This window comes from Rhizobium sp. BK316 (genome assembly GCF_014193695.1).
Taxonomy (GTDB): Bacteria; Pseudomonadota; Alphaproteobacteria; order Rhizobiales; family Rhizobiaceae; genus Rhizobium.
Genome location: NZ_JACHZR010000006.1, coordinates 333,694 through 351,919, shown reverse-complemented (window position 1 = coordinate 351,919; position 18,226 = coordinate 333,694). Strand labels below are relative to the sequence as shown.

23 protein-coding genes are annotated in these 18,226 nt (G+C 60.7%); 6 read left to right on the top strand and 17 right to left on the bottom strand.

From position 1 onward, the window contains the following. Window positions 1-266 precede the first annotated feature (266 nt). A complete protein-coding gene (locus FHT87_RS27110; RefSeq protein ID WP_183805826.1) occupies window positions 267-1,757 on the bottom strand; it encodes a glycosyltransferase family 39 protein in 1,491 nt (496 codons plus the stop codon). A gap of 1 nt (window position 1,758) precedes the next feature. After that, complete coding sequence (locus FHT87_RS27105) at window positions 1,759-2,769, bottom strand: glycosyltransferase family 2 protein (RefSeq protein WP_183730886.1); 1,011 nt, start codon at window positions 2,767-2,769, stop codon at window positions 1,759-1,761. A gap of 80 nt (window positions 2,770-2,849) precedes the next feature. Here FHT87_RS27105 and FHT87_RS27100 point away from each other — a divergent pair, with 80 nt between their 5' ends. Then, a complete protein-coding gene (locus tag FHT87_RS27100) occupies window positions 2,850-3,809 on the top strand; it encodes a lysylphosphatidylglycerol synthase domain-containing protein (protein ID WP_183805824.1) in 960 nt (319 codons plus the stop codon). Window positions 3,810-3,816: 7 nt separating this feature from the next. Here the strand turns inward: FHT87_RS27100 and FHT87_RS27095 are convergent, their stop codons facing one another. Genes FHT87_RS27095 through FHT87_RS27080 form a run of 4 tightly spaced genes read right to left on the bottom strand, consistent with a single transcriptional unit; the run spans window position 3,817 to window position 6,147 of the window. Beyond that, window positions 3,817-5,052, bottom strand: a complete 1,236-nt coding sequence (locus FHT87_RS27095) for an RNA polymerase sigma factor (protein ID WP_183730881.1) — start codon at window positions 5,050-5,052, stop codon at window positions 3,817-3,819. A 10-nt stretch (window positions 5,053-5,062) separates the two neighbouring features. Beyond that, window positions 5,063-5,422, bottom strand: coding sequence for a YciI family protein (locus tag FHT87_RS27090; protein WP_183730877.1), 360 nt, complete (start codon window positions 5,420-5,422; stop codon window positions 5,063-5,065). 2 nt (window positions 5,423-5,424) lie between these two features. Next, window positions 5,425-5,784, bottom strand: coding sequence for a YciI family protein (locus FHT87_RS27085; protein WP_183730874.1), 360 nt, complete (start codon window positions 5,782-5,784; stop codon window positions 5,425-5,427). 12 nt (window positions 5,785-5,796) lie between these two features. Next, window positions 5,797-6,147, bottom strand: a complete 351-nt coding sequence (locus tag FHT87_RS27080; protein ID WP_183730871.1) for a YciI family protein — start codon at window positions 6,145-6,147, stop codon at window positions 5,797-5,799. A gap of 258 nt (window positions 6,148-6,405) precedes the next feature. Between FHT87_RS27080 and FHT87_RS27075 the strand changes: the two genes are divergently transcribed. Next, window positions 6,406-6,573, top strand: a complete 168-nt coding sequence (locus tag FHT87_RS27075; protein WP_183730868.1) for a hypothetical protein — start codon at window positions 6,406-6,408, stop codon at window positions 6,571-6,573. A 46-nt stretch (window positions 6,574-6,619) separates the two neighbouring features. Here the strand turns inward: FHT87_RS27075 and FHT87_RS27070 are convergent, their stop codons facing one another. The 3 genes from FHT87_RS27070 to FHT87_RS27060 all read right to left on the bottom strand — a co-directional run bounded on the left by FHT87_RS27070 (window position 6,620) and on the right by FHT87_RS27060 (window position 8,869). Then, window positions 6,620-8,122: an AMP nucleosidase gene (locus tag FHT87_RS27070; protein ID WP_183805822.1), complete on the bottom strand. Its 1,503-nt coding sequence runs from the start codon at window positions 8,120-8,122 to the stop codon at window positions 6,620-6,622. An 85-nt stretch (window positions 8,123-8,207) separates the two neighbouring features. Then, window positions 8,208-8,387 (bottom strand): hypothetical protein, encoded by a 180-nt coding sequence (locus FHT87_RS27065; RefSeq protein WP_183730862.1) that lies wholly within the window; start codon window positions 8,385-8,387, stop codon window positions 8,208-8,210. 143 nt (window positions 8,388-8,530) lie between these two features. Continuing rightward, on the bottom strand, window positions 8,531-8,869 hold the full coding sequence (locus FHT87_RS27060) for a DUF2147 domain-containing protein (RefSeq protein WP_183730859.1): 339 nt from the start codon (window positions 8,867-8,869) through the stop codon (window positions 8,531-8,533). Between the two features lie 428 nt (window positions 8,870-9,297). Here FHT87_RS27060 and FHT87_RS27055 point away from each other — a divergent pair, with 428 nt between their 5' ends. Continuing rightward, window positions 9,298-9,567 (top strand): sel1 repeat family protein, encoded by a 270-nt coding sequence (locus tag FHT87_RS27055; RefSeq protein WP_183805820.1) that lies wholly within the window; start codon window positions 9,298-9,300, stop codon window positions 9,565-9,567. Window positions 9,568-9,710: 143 nt separating this feature from the next. Here FHT87_RS27055 and FHT87_RS27050 read toward each other — a convergent pair whose 3' ends face one another. Together FHT87_RS27050 and FHT87_RS27045 are read right to left on the bottom strand one after the other, a co-directional pair. Beyond that, window positions 9,711-10,823 carry a pyridoxal phosphate-dependent aminotransferase gene (locus FHT87_RS27050; RefSeq protein WP_183805818.1) on the bottom strand — a complete coding sequence of 371 codons (1,113 nt, stop codon included), beginning with the start codon at window positions 10,821-10,823 and terminating at the stop codon, window positions 9,711-9,713. Window positions 10,824-10,917: 94 nt separating this feature from the next. Continuing rightward, window positions 10,918-11,316 (bottom strand): PilZ domain-containing protein, encoded by a 399-nt coding sequence (locus FHT87_RS27045; protein ID WP_183730850.1) that lies wholly within the window; start codon window positions 11,314-11,316, stop codon window positions 10,918-10,920. Window positions 11,317-11,711: 395 nt separating this feature from the next. Between FHT87_RS27045 and FHT87_RS27040 the strand changes: the two genes are divergently transcribed. Beyond that, window positions 11,712-12,158, top strand: coding sequence for a host attachment family protein (locus tag FHT87_RS27040; protein WP_183805816.1), 447 nt, complete (start codon window positions 11,712-11,714; stop codon window positions 12,156-12,158). A gap of 74 nt (window positions 12,159-12,232) precedes the next feature. On the opposite strand, the gene FHT87_RS27035 is transcribed toward FHT87_RS27040, so the two are convergent. Further along, window positions 12,233-12,571, bottom strand: coding sequence for a hypothetical protein (locus tag FHT87_RS27035; RefSeq protein WP_183805893.1), 339 nt, complete (start codon window positions 12,569-12,571; stop codon window positions 12,233-12,235). A 355-nt stretch (window positions 12,572-12,926) separates the two neighbouring features. On the opposite strand from FHT87_RS27035, the gene FHT87_RS27030 reads away from it, so the two are divergent. Next, entirely contained in the window at window positions 12,927-13,367 is a 441-nt protein-coding gene (locus tag FHT87_RS27030; RefSeq protein ID WP_183805814.1) for a glyoxalase superfamily protein, read from the top strand. A 37-nt stretch (window positions 13,368-13,404) separates the two neighbouring features. Beyond that, entirely contained in the window at window positions 13,405-14,772 is a 1,368-nt protein-coding gene (locus tag FHT87_RS27025; RefSeq protein WP_183805812.1) for an MATE family efflux transporter, read from the top strand. A gap of 38 nt (window positions 14,773-14,810) precedes the next feature. Here the strand turns inward: FHT87_RS27025 and FHT87_RS27020 are convergent, their stop codons facing one another. The 5 genes from FHT87_RS27020 to iolE form a co-directional block, all read right to left on the bottom strand. Further along, window positions 14,811-14,975 carry a hypothetical protein gene (locus FHT87_RS27020; RefSeq protein ID WP_183744474.1) on the bottom strand — a complete coding sequence of 55 codons (165 nt, stop codon included), beginning with the start codon at window positions 14,973-14,975 and terminating at the stop codon, window positions 14,811-14,813. Between the two features lie 88 nt (window positions 14,976-15,063). Next, the gene (locus FHT87_RS27015; protein WP_183730836.1) at window positions 15,064-15,897 is read right to left on the bottom strand and encodes a helix-turn-helix domain-containing protein; all 834 of its coding nucleotides are present in this window, start codon (window positions 15,895-15,897) and stop codon (window positions 15,064-15,066) included. Window positions 15,898-15,944: 47 nt separating this feature from the next. Next, window positions 15,945-16,157, bottom strand: coding sequence for a DUF1127 domain-containing protein (locus FHT87_RS27010; RefSeq protein WP_246699678.1), 213 nt, complete (start codon window positions 16,155-16,157; stop codon window positions 15,945-15,947). 124 nt (window positions 16,158-16,281) lie between these two features. Next, window positions 16,282-17,079: a 5-deoxy-glucuronate isomerase gene (gene iolB, locus FHT87_RS27005; RefSeq protein WP_183805808.1), complete on the bottom strand. Its 798-nt coding sequence runs from the start codon at window positions 17,077-17,079 to the stop codon at window positions 16,282-16,284. A 171-nt stretch (window positions 17,080-17,250) separates the two neighbouring features. Continuing rightward, window positions 17,251-18,168, bottom strand: a complete 918-nt coding sequence (gene iolE / locus FHT87_RS27000; protein WP_183730827.1) for a myo-inosose-2 dehydratase — start codon at window positions 18,166-18,168, stop codon at window positions 17,251-17,253. Window positions 18,169-18,226 lie beyond the last annotated feature (58 nt).

Sequence of the window (18,226 nt, the reverse complement as noted above, 5' to 3'; positions counted from 1 at the left end):
ATTCTGCCGGAGCAGGTTTTCGTCAGGGCAAAGGCTGATGGAGAAGGGCATACCCCGGGGTATGTCCGAGCCGATCGCCTTTGATCCTGGCGGAAAGATGCCCGGCCCTAGCTGGTTTGCAAGCAAACCACCGGGGTTGGCTGAAACGGGCCGCCTGATCGATCGGCCGGCTTGGCCGTAGATCTGGGCTACGACGCGCGCCAGCCGGTCGACCATTCGACTCCGTTTGAGCCAACAGAATGCTTCAATCTAACCAGGAAAGGCTCTTAGGGATAAGCCACCGCGTAGGCGAACTGATAGGTGTCACCCGGTCGGCCATAGATATAGGGCAGGGTGACGACATGCGTTTCCGGCTGCTTCAAGCCGGTCTGCGCCAGCACATCCCCAAAATAATCATTCGGCCAGGCCGGCGGCGTCCTGCCCTTGTCGTCGCGCCAGACGAAGACGACGGGGTGTTTCGCATCCAGTTGGAATGTCGGCTTGAAGTCCGGATAGAAATAGGACTGCACCGGGGTGTCAGGCATTTGCAGCCGCATATTGCCGTCGAGATGCGGGTCGTAACCGACGATCAGCCCCGGTTCGCCGCCGATATCCTTGCGGATCGTCTCGGCAAAGCTGGCATAGGGGATGTTCAGTCGCTGATATTTGCCGAAGAGCGGGCCGTAATAGGCGCGCATGGCGAGCACGGCCAGCACGATGCCCATGATCACGCCACTCACCGCCAGCGATGCACGCAAGGGTACTGCGGGGTCGACCTCGGTGCTCTCGGCCTTCATGCAGATATAGAGCGGCAGGATGAGGAAGAGCGGCGTCAGCCATCGGTCGGCGACATTGTCGACGCCGGCAAGCAGGATCATCAGCGCAATAGCGCTGATCTCGATCAGCAGGATGCGCCCGGCAATTCTTGTCCAGCGGCTGGACGCGCGCCACATTGCCCGCAGCGATTTGGCAAAGAGCGCCAGAAAGATGAGGACAGAGACGCCAGCGATGCCGACCATTGCGGAGATGAAGCGGAAAAAGCCGGTCGATACCTGCGCCAGAAAGCTCTCCTCGTCACCGGTCATCTTGTGCAGCGTACGATCGACGGCAAGGTCGAAATGCTGCAGGAACCAGATTGCGTGCGGCGTGACGATGGCGATCGAAATCACGATGGTCAGTATCAGTCGCCAGTCGAGCAAGCGCTTGCGGAAATCGGCATCGATCAGCGCAGCGACGAATGCCGCGGCCGGAAGAAGCGCGAAATTATACTTCGATATGATGCCGATGCCGGTCGCAATGCCGACGATGGCATAGGAGATGGCCGACGGCGTCTTCAGCGTGCGGAAAAAGCCGTAGAGGAATAACGAGCCAGCAAAGATCGTCGCCACCGAATGGGTCAGGTCCCGCTGCGCCTCGAAGACGATCTGCGGCATGGTGAGCAGGCCGAGCGTCGTCATCACCACCAGGCTGCTGTTCTTCAACGTCAGCCGCGCCGCCAGCCAGTAGAAGACATAGGACAGGAACAGCATGGTGCATTTGAGGAGCGACAGCGAAAACAGCGACACGCCGATGAGCGATGTGACGCCGTACTGCACCCAATTGTAGAAGGGCGGCTGCGAATTATAGCCGAAGGCGAACCATTGCGAGAGCAATATCTGCTCCGCCTCGTCCAGCTCCAGCGCATTGGGAATGCTGAGCCGCACGATCAAGTGGAGCAGAAAATAGGTTCCAAGCACCGCCAGGATCAGATTGGGCCGGCGGCTGAAAAGGCTCTTCACGTCAGCTTTCTCGGGAGAAGATCTGGCGCACGATATAATTCGGCGAGGCGTCGTCGCGATAATAGGTTCGCGCGATCATTTCCGCCAGGATGCCGGTCGTGATCATCTGCACGGACGACAGCAGCAGCACGACGCCGACCATCAGCATCGGTCGCGTACCGATATCGTTGCCCATGATGAACTTGTCGAAACCGAGATAGATGAGGATCAGCGCTGCGAGGCCGCCGAGGCCGAGGCCGAGCGAGCCGAAGAAATGGCCCGGACGCGCCTTGTAGCGCATGAAGAACATCACAGACAGCAGATCGAGGATCACGCGGAAAGTGCGCGAGATGCCATATTTAGACGTGCCGTGCTGGCGTGCGTGATGGGTGACGGCCATTTCGCCGATGCGTGAGCTCGGCACCACGCCGGCGACCCAGGCCGGGATGAAGCGATGCATCTCGCCCATCAGCTTCACCTGCTTGATGATCGAGGCACGGTAGATCTTCAGGCTGCAGCCGTAGTCGTGCAGCTTGACGCCGGTGATGCGGCCGATGAGGTAATTCGCGCACCAGGAGGGGATCTTGCGCAGCAGCAGACCGTCCTGGCGGTTCTTGCGCCAGCCGACGAGCAGGTCGAGTTCACGCCGTTCCAGCTCCGAGACCATCGAGGGAATATCCTTCGGGTCGTTCTGCAGGTCGCCGTCCATGGTGGCGATCAGCCGGCCCTGCGCCGTGTCGATGCCGGCCTGCATGGCGGCCGTCTGGCCGAAATTGCGCTGCAGCTCGACGATACGCAGCGTCAGCCCCTCGCGGTTGACGAACTTGCGGGCATTGACGAGCGTTGCGTCCGTGCTGCCGTCGTCGACGAGGATCAGTTCCCAGCGAAGCGGATAGTCGGCCATGGCCGCGGCAATGCGCTCGACGAGCGGGCCGATGCTTTCTTCCTCGTTGAAAACAGGAACGACCAGCGACAGCTCGAGCGGTTGTATCTGATCATTCGCACCGCGAATGGACTCTACCGTTGTCTGCAACTTTCATTTCTCCTAAAAGGCGCGGCAATGGAAGACCGATGAAAACCAGCCGCCGCAGCCAAACTTAGGAAGCCTGATACATGAAGACCCCGAGTGTTGAAAGCGGGCAATCCTGGTTTCTGCGCAATCGCATGACCCTTCTGACGGTCGCAATCGTCGCAGCCTATGCGCTTTTCATCGAATGGTTCTGGGGCTGGACTGTCATATTGGAGCAATGGGCTGCCGTCGGTCCTCGGCCCGTTATCGGCGCGCTCATACTCCTGACCAGCACCTATTTCCTGCGTACATGGCGCATCTACGATTATTTTCCACGGGAGACGGCAGGCCGTTTCGCAACGCTCTTCCGCATCACGCAGATCCATAACCTTCTGAACATCATGCTGCCCTTCCGCGCCGGCGAGACCAGCTTTCCGGTGCTGATGCGCACGGAATTCGGCATTCCCCTGACGCGCGGCACCTCCGCCCTGCTGGTTATGCGGCTATTGGACCTGCATGCGCTGCTGGCCGCCGCGGGCCTCGGCGTTGCGGCCGCCGCCTCCAATGCCGCGCTCGCCTGGTTGGTCTGGGTACTCTTCCTGTTCCTGCCGGTCTTTGCTTTTGCTGCCCGCAAGCCGCTGCTGCGCCTCGGGGCGAAACTGCTGCCGCGCAAGGCGCAGACGCTGCTTCATGAAATCGAGAACGGACTGCCTTTCGATGCCGTTGCTTTTGCCCGCGCCTGGGCGATGACCATCGTCAACTGGCTGGTGAAGGTGCTCGTGCTCGCCTGGGCGCTCGGTCTGATGGGCGTGCTGCCGATGGCCGCGAGTTTCGGCGGCGCGCTCGGCGGCGAGCTTTCCTCGGTCCTGCCGGTGCATGCGCCGGGCGGCGTCGGCACCTATCCGGCCGGCATCACCGCCGGTGCCATCGCCTTCGGAGCATCGAGCGAACGGTCGGCCCTGGACGCGCTGGCGCAGGCAAGCGTCAGCGCGCATCTGCTCATCATCGTTTCCGCCCTGACAGGCACCGCCATCTCGCTGCCGCTCGGCCGCCGCAAGGCCTGACCGCGCCTCAAGACGATGCTGTAAGCTCCGAGATGCGCTTGCGCAGAAAGGCCCGTTCCGGCTCCTGCCGGCAGAGTGTCAGCGCCGTCTCGTAAGCCGCAATCGCCTCGGCCCTGCGTCCGAGCCGGCGCAGGAAATCCGCCCGCGCCGAATGGGCGAGATGATAGGACGTTAGGTCCCCCTTGCCCATGACGGCATCGACGAGGGCCAGTCCTTTCTCCGGCCCATCGGCCATGGCAATCGCCACCGCGCGGTTGAGCTCCGCAATATCAGAGGGATGGGCGGCAATCAGCAGGTCGTAGTAGAAGGCGATGCGCCGCCAGTCCGTTTCCTCGATGCTTCCGGTCTTCGCGTGTTCCGCCGCGATTGCCGCCTGAACCGTATAGATGCCGATATCAGGCGTGCGCATGGCGCTTGCAAGCAGCGACAGCCCCTCTGATATTCTTGCCCGGTCCCAGAGCGAGCGATCCTGATCGGCAAGCAGCACCAGCGCGCCGTCACCATCCTGCCGGGCAGCGCGCCGCGACTCCTGCAGCAGGAGCAATGACAGCAGGCCGGCGACATCCGGATGCGGCAGCAAGGCGGCAAGCAGCCGCGCCAGCCGGATCGCCTCTGCCGTCAGGTCGGCGCGCACGATGGCGCTGCCCGAGGATGCCGAGTAGCCCTCGTTGAAGACGAGGTAGATGACATGCAGTACCCGGTCGAGCCTTTCGGGCAGTTCGGCTCCGACGGGCACTTCATAAGGGATTTTTTCCGTCCTGATCCGGTTCTTGGCACGCACGATCCGTTGTGCGACCGTCGGCGCCGGTACGAGGAAGGCATGGGCGATCTCTTCCGTCGTCAGTCCGCAGACCTCGCGCAGCGCCATCGCCATCTGCGCATCGGCGGCAAGAGCCGGATGGCAGCAGATGAAGATCAGCCGCAGCATGTCGTCCTCGATCGGTTCCATGTCGCCGATCTCCGTTTCCGTGCCGTCAGGGTAGAGCCCGTCCTCGATATGCCGCAGCGAGGCGTTGAAGCGCGCTCGTCTCCTCAGATGGTCGATCGCCTTGAAGCGGCCGGTCGAGACGAGCCAGGCAACGGGATTGTTGGGCATGCCGTCGACCGGCCATGTCCGTGCCGCCGCCGCAAAGGCATCGTGCAGCGCTTCCTCCGCCCGGTCGAAATCGCCGAGCAGGCGGATCAGCGTCGCCAGAACCCGGCGCGAATGCTGCCGGTAGATATCCTCGATCACCTGTCTCATGGGCCGACCCTCACTGTGGCAGGGTGAGCAGTCTCACCGGCCGCAATTCGATCGCCCCGACCCGGACGCTCGGAATGCCCGCAACGACCTTGCGCGCCTCTTCGAGATCGGCCGCCTCGATGATGTAAATGCCGGCCAGATGTTCCTTGGTCTCGACATAGGGGCCGTCGGTCGAAGACAGAATGCCATCGCGCACCCTCAACACAGAGGCGCTGTCGGGGCCTTCCAATGCATCGGAATGGATCATGATGCCTTTGCGCTGAAGCTCCTCGTCATATTGGAAATGTGCCCTCACGAGTTCGTCGCCCTCGGCCTGGCTGAGTGTGCCGTCCATATCGGCGGCATTATAGATGAGGCAGACGAAGCGCATGGCTATCTCCCATCCTTGATCGAATAGCCGGGGCGGATTTCGATTGATGCATATTTGAGGATCGGGAAGGTGGAAATGATCGACTGTGCTTCCGCCATATCCCTGGCCTCGATCACGACGAAGCCGCCGAGATGTTCCTTGATCTCTGCGAAAGGACCATCCGTTGCAGCGATGGTGCCGTTGCGAACCCTGAGCGTCACAGCCTGCTCCGGCTCATAGAGCGCCAGCGCGCTCAACATATGGCCGCTGTCGCGCCAGTGGTCGTCGCTGACGATGCATTCCTGCGTGACGGCTTCCCACTCTTCTGGGGTGACCCGTTTGCTCTTTTCGGTATCGAACCAGATCTGGCCCAGAAACTTCATGACATCACCTCCTCAGCCGAATTCATGGATGGGGCGAACCTCGATCGCGCCGAGCTTTGCCAGCGGAATGCCGGCGGCAACACGGATCGCGTCGTTGAGGTCCTTGGCGTCGATCAGGATGAAGCCGCCGAGCGCTTCCTTCGTCTCGATGAAGGGGCCGTCGGTGACCGACATCTCGCCGCCGCGCACCCGGACCGTGACCGCCGATTGCGGCGACTGCAGCGCCTGGGCAATGATCATATGACCGCTGTCGGCAAGATCGCGGTCATAGGCGAGCGAATCCCGGTCGAGCTTTTTCTTTTCTTCCGTCGACATGGCCGACAGCACCGTGCCGTCGAACCAGACCTGGCAAAGATATTTCATCCCTTGTCCTCCACGCTGTGGTTTCACAGCCCTTAGAGCGCCGTGCATCCATTCGGACGCACAAAGGACGCTCTAAATCTTTGAATCTACGCATCGGGCTTTCCGAAAATCTATCTCGATTTTCGGGCCGATGCTTAGAGACGAACAGCCTAGGCGTTTTTCGACAGGGAAGAAAAATATCTTTTAAGCGGCCTGAATGTCGAAAGGCCGGGGCAGCGCTCGACAAAGCTCCATCGACAACATCGAGGAGATGGAGCAATGAGCATGCTTGAATTCGGAATAGCACATCTGATCATCACACGCGGCGCACGCGAGATGCCGCCGCTTGAGAATGCCGAGGTGATAAGGATGCTGGTCAGGACCGGGATTGCGCTGGCGGCGTTTGCAGGCCTGATCGCAGCGCTGCAGCTTGCCGCAAGCGCTTGAGAACAGTGTGTGGCCCGGCGGACAAGGCCGGGCCACGCCTGATATCTTACTGAAACGCCGTCTCGAAGAAGCTGCGCAGCTTGCGTGAATGCAGCGCTTCCGGTGGCATGGCGGCGAGTTTCTGGATTGCCCTGATGCCGATCTGCAGGTGCTGGTTCACCTGCGTGCGGTAGAAGGCGGTCGCCATGCCCGGCAGTTTCAGCTCGCCGTGCAGCGGCTTGTCGGACACGCAGAGCAGCGTTCCATAGGGCACGCGGAAGCGGAAACCATTGGCAGCGATCGTCGCCGATTCCATGTCGAGCGCGATGGCGCGGGCCTGCGACAGTCGCTTTACCGGGCCTGCTTGGTCGCGCAGTTCCCAGTTGCGGTTATCGATGGTGCCGACCGTGCCGGTGCGCATGATGCGCTTCAGCTCGAAGCCTTCGTAGCCGGTGATCTCGGCAACGGCCCCCTCGAGCGCCACCTGCACTTCGGCAAGGGCCGGGATCGGCACCCAGACCGGCAGGTCGTCGTCCAGCACATGGTCTTCGCGCATATAGGCATGCGCCAGAACATAATCGCCGAGGCGCTGGCTGTTGCGCAGTCCCGCGCAATGGCCAAGCATCAGCCAGGCATGCGGGCGAAGCACGGCCACATGGTCGGTGATCGTCTTGGCGTTGGAAGGACCGACGCCGATATTGATCATGGTGATCCCGGCATGGCCCTTCTTCTTGAGGTGATAGGCCGGCATCTGCGGCAGGCGAGAAAGCACGGCATCCGTTTCCGGAACGCTCGATCCTGCCAGCGTGACGATATTGCCGGGCTCGACGAAGGCGGTGTAGCCGTTGCCGCCCTCAGCCATCAGCTTGCGCGCCCAGGAGCAGAATTCGTCGACGTAGAACTGGTAGTTCGTAAACAGCACGAAGTTCTGGAAGTGCTCGGCACCGGTCGCCGTATAGTGCGAAAGGCGGGCGAGCGAATAGTCGATGCGCTGTGCGGTGAAAGGTGCAAGCGGCGAGGGCTCGCCCGGAGGCGGCAGGTATTCGCCGTTGGCGATCTCGTCATCCGTCGTGTTGAGGTCGGGCGTGTCGAAGAGATCGCGCAGCGGGGTATCGACGAAAGCCGTTGCCGATGCTTCCACATGCGCGCCTTCGCCGAATGCGAAATGCAGCGGGATCGGCGTCGAGGATTCCGAGACGACGACAGGCACGTTATGGCTCTTCATCAGGAGCAGCAGCTGCTCCCTAAGGTAATGCTTGAAGAGCTTCGGCCGCGTCACCGTCGTCGTATAGACGCCCGGTGCCGTCACATGGCCGTAGGAGAGGCGGGAGTCGACATGACCGAAGCTCGTCGTCTCGATGCTGACTTGCGGGTAGAAAGCGCGGTAGCGGGACGTGACCGGCGCCCCCTGCGCGAGCTTCGTGAAGCTGTCGATTAGGAACGAGGTGTTGCGCTCGTAAAGCTCCGTCAAAGCTTCGACGGCTTTTGCCGGATCATCGAAGGCTTGCGGCTCGAAAGGGGGGGGGGACGAAATGTCGAAAGCGGACAGTGGATAGATTCGTTTGCTCATGAGGCATTATAGAGAGTCGTTTTTAACAAGCAAACGACGCGCAAAGGCTGAAACCCAGATATTTTCCCCAATATCTTTCCAACTCTCAGCGGATGGCGGTGCAGTAACCGCCGCGGCTTTCCAGGCACGTATAGTTCGCGCCGAAATGCGACTGCTGTGCCCCGCCGCCGCCCGTGCGCACGACCACCGCCGAAAACGAGATCGCGAAGATCGCCGCAAACAGCGTTATGATTGTAAACCGTCTCGCCAGAATGAACACGTCCACGTCCTTACCCCGATATGCGCCCTTCATGGTGCTGTTTTGCCATGATGCGGCTGAACGGGTGCTGAGATGGCGGTTCATTTGGCGTTCAGTTTCTGAGGCCGGCTAAGGGTCTCGGAGACGGGTCCCCTCAAAGGCGAGTCCCCTCAAAGGCGAGTCCATGTCTGCGTTTTGCAGAGGACGTTCATCACGCAGCCCTTCAGCTTCAGAGAGCTGCCGGAAATGTTACCAAAGCCGCTATAGGTCTTGTCATTGGAGGGATCGGTGATCTCACCATTGTAACTGTCGCCGGTGCCCGCCAGCATGCCGATCTTCTTGCCGGCATATTTGCCCGACTTGAGCGTGATGCAGTATCCGCCGCCGCAAGGGGCAATCACTGCCGTATCGCCGGCGACCGTCTTCCACTTGCCGACGATCGGTTCTTCCGCCAGCGCAAGGCCTGCCGTAAGTGCCAGCGCACTGGCGAGAACGAGGGTACGGATCATCTTTTCCTCCATGAAGCTGATTGGCGCGAAAATAACTGACGCGAACGTAAAGGTAAATACGCTGCCGGAGCGCCTGAAATCCGGCTTTCGCCTCCAGGTTTTTCTGCTGATGGCCTGATCGATGCTGATTTCACGGTAAACAGTTCCTCAATTTCCAATTCCTAATTTTTCGTAAAAAGCGCGCGAAAATCCTTAATTCCCAGGGATTCCGATGTTTAACAAAAATCCAATTTTACCAAGCATTTGCACTTTGTTTGCGTCAAATTAATCATGCATTTTAGGCGTTTTTTGAAGGCCGTTTGGCATAGTGAACCCATCAAACGAGCGGGGAAAACCCGCCGGACCGGAGAGGCCGCAAGCCGCAGAAGATGGCAAGGCCCAAAGGTAAAACAGGGTACGTCTTAACAGGCTAAACAGGGATAGAACCGATGGCACGCTTTGAAATGCACAATGCTGAAATGGCCACCATGGGTGGCGACAACAACAGCGCCGATGTCTTCTGCGAAATGGGTCTGATGTATGCGACCGGCCGCGGCTGCAACATCGACCTCATCGCCGCTCACAAGTGGCTGAATATTGCCGCGATCAAGGGCAACGACCGCGCAGCCGAGCTGCGCGCCGATGTCGCTGCGACGATGAGCAAGATGCAGCTTGCCGAGGCGCTGCGCGCCGCCCGCGAATGGATGACGATCCACTAAAAACCGTCCATCCGGGAACAAATCGACAAGAGCAAAATAACAACCTCAAAAGAGGGGAGCTGGCGGGGCGCCTTGGACGGGGCCGATGCCAGGAGAAGGAAACCGCGACCGGCTTGTCCTCTGCCGGCCGCGGTTTACCTGTTTCAGCTCAATGTCTTCAGGACCGACGGCAAGGCTGCTTCAAGCCGCGCCATATCGGCCTCCGGCCCAACACTCACGCGGATGCAGCGGTTGAGCGGTGCCACGCCCGGCATGCGGATGAAGACACCGTGTTCCATCAGCCCGTCGACGATGGCCCGCGCATGGGTGCCGTCGCGCCCGGCATCGACTGCCACGAAATTGGTGGCCGACGAGAGCGGCTGCAGGCCGTTCGCCCTGGCAATACCGGCGATCCTGTCGCGCGCGGCATGGATTTTCCCGATCACTTCGGACAGGTAGGCCTGATCCTTAAGGGCCGCGAGTGCGGCGACCGTCGCTAGCCGGTTCATGCCGAAATGGTTGCGGATCTTGTCGAAGGCCTGCGCCGTGCCCGGCGTCGAGATGGCATAGCCGACGCGGGCGCCGGCAAGACCGTAGGCCTTGGAGAAGGTGCGGGTGCGCACGATGTTCGGCAGGTCGATGAGGGACTGGATCGACGGCAGGGCGGAGGCCGGCCCGGTCTCGCTATAGGCTTCGTCGAGGATCATCAGGCAGCTTTCCGGAAGCGCGCGCGCAAAGGCGACGATCTCTTGGGCATCCCACCAGCTTCCCATTGGATTGTCGGGATTGGCGAAATAGACGAGCGGCGCGTTTTCGCGCTTGACCGCATCGAGCAGCGCGTCGAGATCCTCGCGGTCGCCGGCATAGGGAACGGTGACCAGCCGGCCACCGAAACCGTTCACGTGAAAATTGAAGGTGGGATAGGCGCCGAGCGAAGTGACGACGGTGCCGCCGGGCTCGATCACCAGCCGCACGATCTGGCCGAGCAACTCGTCGATGCCGCCGCCGATGGCGATATTGGCCGGCGTCACGCCGAGATGGGCGGCGAGTACTTCGCGAAGCACGTAGTTTTCCGGATCGTTGTATTTCCAGATATCGCCGGCCTGTTCCCGCATGGCGGCAATGACCGAGGGAGCCGGGCCGAAGCCGTTTTCATTGGCGCCGATGCGCGCTTCGACCTTCAGGCCGCGCTGGCGCTCGATGGCCTCGGGGCCGACGAAGGGGACGGTGGAGGGCAGGGCGCTGGCAAGCGGCGTGAAGCGCGAGAAGGCAGACATGCGACGGCAATTTCCCGGAATTATTGAAAAAGCCGCGCAACAATAGGCCCTCGCTTTGCCAAGGCAAGCAAGATTATTTCTCGTTCGTGACGGCTCAGACGCGGTTGCCGTTGCGGCGCGCGTCGATCGCTTCCGTATTGCCGATCATGAAGTCGGCACGCACTACCTTGCGTAGAACATCCGGATCGATGAGGTTGATGAAGCGAACGCCGATGCGTTCATGATGGCGGTAGACTTCGGCACAGCCGATGCGGTAGGCAAGCCCCAGGATGTTCAGGTAATAGTGTTTGGGCAGGCCGGCCGTGGTCGACACGACGAAGGTCGCGCCGCCCTGGGAAATGTCGAGAATTTCGGCGCTGCGCATCGAAATCCCGGTCAGACAGGGGCGAACGGCGACGATACGGGCCGGTCGTTTGACGTTGAACTCCTCCCAGCGAATATCGTAGACAGCCGACTTCACCGTGGCGAGGTGCGTTGCGCGGAGCATTTCCATTTCGCATTCTCCGTCAGGCAGTTCAAAATTTGGGGCAGTTCAAATTTCGGGCTGTTCGACGGAGAGGCTCACACGAATGTTTTTCACATTCGTCAAATATAAAACTACAATTTTAACGAGTTTGAAATTTGTGCTTTAGCGGCACAGCTATTGTGCCCTCTTGGGAATAAACCTGTCGTCGCTCGAGCAAGCAATCTCACTGCGCAGTGAATCTCATAGGTGCTGTAGGCGGCGAATCCTAAAATGGCACCATAGAGAAGCGTCGTGCCGATCGACTTTGACCCTTGGATCACCCGTGACTCTCTTTCCGCGGGATCTTCCGAACTCTTTCAATTGTCCGGCGTTTTTCCTCTAGCGACGCGTCGCCTCCAATCATCAAAGCGAGGAAAACTCAAATGACAGATGTCAAAGTTCCCTGGGAATCCTGGGTTGTCGTGTGCGATGGGGCGAAAGCCCTGATCCTGCAGAATGCCGGTGACGCGCAACTGATGAATCTTCAGGTTCGCGAAACCCTGACGCAACCCAACCAGCCGACCCGCGAAATCGGTGCCGACAAGCCAGGCCGATCCTATGCGCCTGACGGACTGAGCGGCAGCGCCATGGAGGAAACCGACTGGCAGGACCAGGCGGAAGAGGAGTTCCTGAAGGAGGTGGCCGACAAGCTCGATGAGCTCGTGCATGAGAAGGAGGCGAGCCGCATCATTCTCGTAGCACCCCCGCGGGCGCTCGGCATGCTGCGTCCCAACCTGAGTGTCGATGCGCAGGCGGCGATTTCGGCCGAAGTGGTGAAGGACTATACCAACCTTCCCGTCGATCAGATCGAGCGGCATCTCGCCGCGTGATCGCCGAAAGCCATCGCTCTTCGAAACGCGGGTCGCAAGGCCCGCGTTTTCCTATGCGGATTAGAGGTCGGAAATCAGAGACTGGCTTCGAAACTCAGCCGCAGCACATGGTGCAGGAATTCGGGGTTCAGCAGCATGTTGAAGCTGATGGTCACGAACTCGCCTTCGCGCTTGACCACGGTCGAACCGATCTCGTCATGGATGCCAAGGATCTCCAGGAAGAAATGCTGCGGCATTTCCAGGCTGGGGCTGACTTCCAGCAGCGCGCCGGCGAGCGTGATGGTACGGATCAGGCAGCGGACCTGCGTGCCGGTGCTCAAGTGGTGGCCGACGAAAATGATGTTGCCGGGCCGGTCGAGATTGAATTCCCTGTAAGCCTGTTCCGGCTTGGGATGTTCCGTGTCGAGCTGCATCTGAAAGGCCATATCAGCCTCCGCTTGTTGTATGATCAGACTTTAACGCAGGATTGCTCACATCTGCTGAACAACATCTTTAAAATTGAAACCTTGTGCAAAATTGAATGACAAAACGCATTTATCACGGGCAAGACTGTCCAGAATCTGCCCAGTTTTTCACCATTTTTGTACTGCCATTGACTTGCGGCCTGTCGTCGCGCATAGAGAAGCCGGTTCGAGGCACCGGCCGCTCGCGGATGAAGATCCATGGTGAAGCCCTCGCGATCATGGTCACAGCCCGAGTGCATGCTGACTGACGGCAATGCGAGCCCCCCTGACAGTCGAATGGCATGCCTTTTGAAAGGCTGAACCCATGACTATGACCTATCCCACGGTCGACGAACTCAAGGCCCAGGCAAAGCGCCTGCGCCAGGCCATGACCGAGCGCGGCAGCGAGATCACCCATGCCGTCGCTCTGGAATTGATCGCCCGCCAATATGGCGCCCGCGACTGGAACACGCTCTCGGCCCTCGCTGCCAAGCCCAACGATAAGCCCGCCTCGCCGATCTTCGTCGGCGCCCATGTTCGCGGGCGTTATCTGAACCAGCCTTTCACCGGCAAGGTTCTGGCGCTTTCGGCCGTAGCAGGCAGCGAGTTCTACAGGATCACCATCCATTTCGACGAGCCCGTCGATGTCGTGACCTTCGAGAGCTTCTCGGCCTTCCGCCAGCGCATCCATGCCCAGATCGACGAGAACGGCGTCTCGCCGCGCAAGACCTCCAACGGTCTGCCGCATCTCGTCCTCGATATCTGACAGCCCTGTCGTTGCCCGCAACATCCGGATTCCGTCCATGACCTCGAGTTCGCAAACCAATGCCTTCCTAACCGGTTCGCTGCCTTCAGTCTCTGCCCGCACGGCGCTGCCGATCATCCTCATCACCACCATCAACGGCCTCTTTGCCGTTGTGGACGCCTATTTCCTCGGCGCCTATGTCGGCGCCGGGGCGCTCTCCGCCGTAACGCTCATCTTTCCCGGCCTGATGATGCTCGTCGCTCTGCAATCGCTCGTCTCGAACGGCATGGCGAGCATCCTTGCCCGCGAACTCGGTGGCGGCAATCGCGATGCCGCGCGACGCACCTTCGCTGCCGCCCATGTGCTGGCAATCGTCGTCGTGCTTGTCGTCAACGTCATCTATTGGACGGTCGGCTGGCGGATCGTCGACAATGCCGCGGCGGGCGATCTCGCCGTTGCCGAAAATGCCCGGACCTTCATCGCCATCATGGTCGGCGCAGCACCCATTGCCTTCTTCCTGTCGCTCAACATCGACGCCCTGCGCAGCGAAGGCCGGATCGGCTTCATGACCCTGGTGATGCTTGCGGCGACAGCGCTGAACATTGCCGCGAACTGGTTCTTCATGGCGATCCTTGGATGGGGTGTCGCGGGTTCGGCTCTCGGCTCGGTGCTCGCACAGGCAATCTGCCTGGTCGCCGTGCTGATCTATCGCTGGCGCAACGAGCGCGCCCTGCGTCCGGCGACACGCTTCCCGCTTGCCGACTGGCGGCCGATCCTCGCACTTGGTGTGCCGATGAGCCTCGGCTTCATCGGCATCTCGCTCTGCTCGGCAGCCGTCATCTTCAACCTATCGATCTGGAGCGAAGGGGATTATGTCGCAACCGTCGGTGCCTATGGCATCATCACCCGCGTCATGACCGTCGCCTACCTGCCGCTGCTTGGCCTCAACATCGCCTTCCAGACGATCTGCGGCAACAATTACGGTGCCGGCCTTGGAGAACGCGTCGGCCGCAGCCTGCAGATCGCCCTGGTCGCCGCACTCGTCTACTGCACCGGCGTCGAGATCACGGTGGAGCTGCTGGCCACCCGCCTCGGCCATATCTTCGTGGCCGATCCCGTCGTCATCGCCGAAGTTTCCCGCATCCTGCCCTGGACGGTCGGCGCCTATTTCCTGTTCGGCCAGATGATCGTGCTGTCGGGTTATTTCCAGGCGATCGGCGATGCCGGGCGTGCTGCGATCTTCGGCCTGTCGCGGGCCTATCTCTTCACACTGCCGCTGACCTTCCTGCTGCCGCATGCCTTTGGTGAAATGGGCATCTGGATGGTGCCGGTCTTTGCCGAGGCCTGCATGTTCCTGTTGGCCTTTGCCGTCCTTACGCGGAATGCCAAGCGGCTCGGCTGGCGCTATGGATTGTTGCCCGCGTAAGCCAACAAGGCCGCGCCTGTCCGGCGCGGCCTTGGTTTTCAATCCTTGCTGGCTGCGGGTGCGGAAGCCGCTGCCGCCTCCGCTTCCCCGAGCGCCTGCGCGCATTCCTCGCAGCAGACCTCGACGGTCTTGCCGCCGAGCTTGACGCTGATCGCGTCAGGTCCGAGTTCACAGTCGCAGGCGGCGCATGTCGTCTTCTTCATGGGATGGTCCTCCGTTTCGGTCCCCGTCTGGGGCAGGGTCATAAGACCATCGAAGGCTCTCTCGCCGCTGTCGAATTCTTTAGCGACTTTACGCCCGAAGCCGTGTCGCGCGCTGGAACTCCGCCGGTGTCTGGCCATAGGTCTGACGGAAGGATGAGGTGAAATGGCTGTGGCTGGAAAAGCCGAGATCGAGGCCGAGTGCCGTCAGATCCTCATACTCGCCAAGAAGATCGAGCGCGCGGGCAAGCCGGAGCCGGAGCTGGTAGCGGTAAAGCGGCGTCGCCTCCACCTGCTGGAAAACCTGCGTGAGATAAACAGGCGAAACACCGACCTCGGTGGCGATTTCGGCGAGCGTCCAGCGCCGCGCAAGATCGGAAGACAGAACGAGCTTCGCCCGGTCGACAAGCTTCTGTCGACCGACGCTGGCACCCGCTGCATGCGAGGTGCGCTCGCCAAGAGACCGGCGTACGAGCGTGAGCGCCAGTGTTTCCGCCTCCAGCGTCTCGGCAACACCCCGATGCAGCCCATGGCGAAGAAGCGCAACAAGCGCCTGCGCGCGCGGATCGATGCGCCGGCGCTGGCGTTTGAAACCGAATAGCTCACCAGCCTGCACCTGATCCCTGGGTGCAAGCTCGGCAAGCAGCGTTTGGTCTATCGAGAGGTCAATGCAGGCATCGCCACCGTCGACCGGGTGGCTGATGCGATAGCCTTGCTCGACATTGAAGAACAGAACCTGATTGGCTTCCGCCACCGTGTCGGTGCGCCCGACATGGCGCATGAAGACGCCACGATAGGGATAGACAAGGCTGGTCTTATGGGCGCATTCCTCACCGCTCTTGTGGCGGCACTCGCCATTGCACACAATGTCACGGATCGTGACGGTGTTGGTCTTCAGGAGCAGTTCGGTCGAAAATTGCGACATCGGTCTTTCCGGAACTTCGAGCAGCAAGCATTGCCCGCCGCACCCTATCACAATCCTTTGTTGTTCCAGTAGTAGCTGCTGACATGCACGTCGCTTTCGATCTGGCCGCGGGAAAGGCCGATATCTTTCAGCTGATCGTCTGAAAGCTCCATCACGGCGCTGCGGTTGCGCCGCTCGGCGAGCTTACGTGCCGTCCATCGGAAACCATTGATGAGACTGGCAAAGAGCCGGGATTGCCTGGTTTCCGTCCGTCGGGACATCTGGGAGTAGAGTGTAAGGCTTGAGCCGCGCATGGTGTTCCTCCATCCATTGCGTTTGAATGAGAGGATTGAACCATCTGCGCGGCTCGCCCGCTGTCAGATTATTTAGCGATCTGCGGCCATATCAGGCCTTCAGCAGCCACTCATGCTCCGGCGCATTGTAGAACTTCCAGATGCGCTTCGGCCCGGCCATGACATTGAGATAATAGAGATCATAGCCGTGCGTTGCCGCGCAGGGGTGATATCCCCTGGGCACCAGTGTCACATCGCCGTCTTCCACGACCATCGCTTCGTCGAGCGAGCGGTCATCGGTATAGACGCGCTGGAAGCCAAAACCCTGCGGCGGGTTGAGCCGGTGATAATAGGTTTCTTCCAGCATGCTTTCGTGCGGAAGATTGTCCTGGTCGTGCTTGTGCGGCGGATAGGAGGAGGTGTGGCCGCCAGGCGTAATGACCTCGACGACGAGCAGCGAGTGTGCCGAGGCATCGTCTTCCGGCATGATATTGTTGACGTGGCGCACATTCGTGCCCTTGCCGCGTGTCAGCGGGGCATGCGTGCCGGGCGGAATGGCCTTCGCCTCATAGGTTCCGCCGCCGGGTGCAGAGCAGACGGCAAGCTCCAGATCGGTCTCGGCCGTGACAGACCAGGTCGATTCCATCGGAATATAGAGAGCATACGGCGCGCCGTCGAAGGGGCTCATGCGCTCGCCGAGCGTGCCGAAATCCTTCGTGCCGGCCGAAGCCTTGCCCTTGCCGGTGACCCAGACGAGGCAGATCTCGCGTTCGCCGGTCTCGCCCGATGCCGTTTCGCCCGGCTTCAGCCGGTACATGTCGAAGCCGACATAGGTCCAGCCGGCGCTTTCGGGCGTCACATGCGTGACGCGGCCATGCGTGCCTGATGGTTTTACCTTGAGGTTTGGCATTGGTGTTTTCCTCCTAGATTGGTGGGTGCGGCCCCCCTCATCCGGCTGCCGCCACCTTCTCCCCGCCGGGGAGAAGGGACATGCCGTGCCCTCTCATTCCCCCTTCTCCCCGGCGGGGAGAAGGTGCCCGGAGGGCGGATGAGGGGGCCTCTTGCTCCGACGATCGTGTAATTACCCCTTCGGGAAACCTTCCGTCTCCACCGTATAACCAGCCGCCGTCATAACCCGCATCAATTCGGCATGACCGATCTCCGCCATCTTCTGCGGCGGTGCCTTACGTGGGTCCTGCTCGGCTTCCACAACGAACCAGCCCTCATAACCATAATCCGCAAACCGCTTGACGATCGCGCCGAAATCGAGCGAGCCGTCGCCCGGCACGGTAAAGGCGCCAAGCGCCACCGCATCAAGGAAGGACTGCTTGCTGCGGTCGAGACCGTCGACAACAGCCTTGCGGATATCCTTGACGTGCACATGATTGATGCGGGCATGGTGATTATCGATGGCGCGCAGCACGTCGCCGCCGGCAAAGGCAAGGTGCCCGGCATCGAGCAGCAGCGGAATGCCGGCGCCGGAATTCTTCATGAAGGCGTCGAGTTCCGGTTCGGTTTCGACGACAGCCGCCATGTGGTGATGATAGGAGAGCGGCATGCCCTGGTCAGCGCACCATTCGCCGAATTCGGTGACGCGGCGCGCATAGGCCTTCATCTCGTCATCGCCAAGCCGCGGCTTGGTCGCGAGCGGCTTGGACCGGTCGCCCTGGATGGAGCGGCCGACTTCGCCATAGACGATGCAGGGCGCATTGACGGCCTTGAAGAGTTCGATCATCGGCGCGATGCGGTCCTTGTTGGCCGCAAGCTCCTCATTGACCAGCGTGCCCGAAAACCAGCCGCCGCAGAGCGTCACGTCGGCGGCGCGCAGGATGGGCAGCATTTCCTGAGGATTGCTCGGGAAGCGGCGGCCCTGTTCCATGCCGGTGAAGCCGGCTGTGCGCGACTGTCGCAGGCATTCCTCAAGGGATACATCGTCGCTGAGTTCGGGAAGATCGTCGTTCCACCACGCGATGGGCGACATGCCGAGTTTGGCCTTCATCAATGGTCTCCTTAAATAGTGCGGAGGAGCGCTGCCGCTCCTCCATAAATCATAGCAA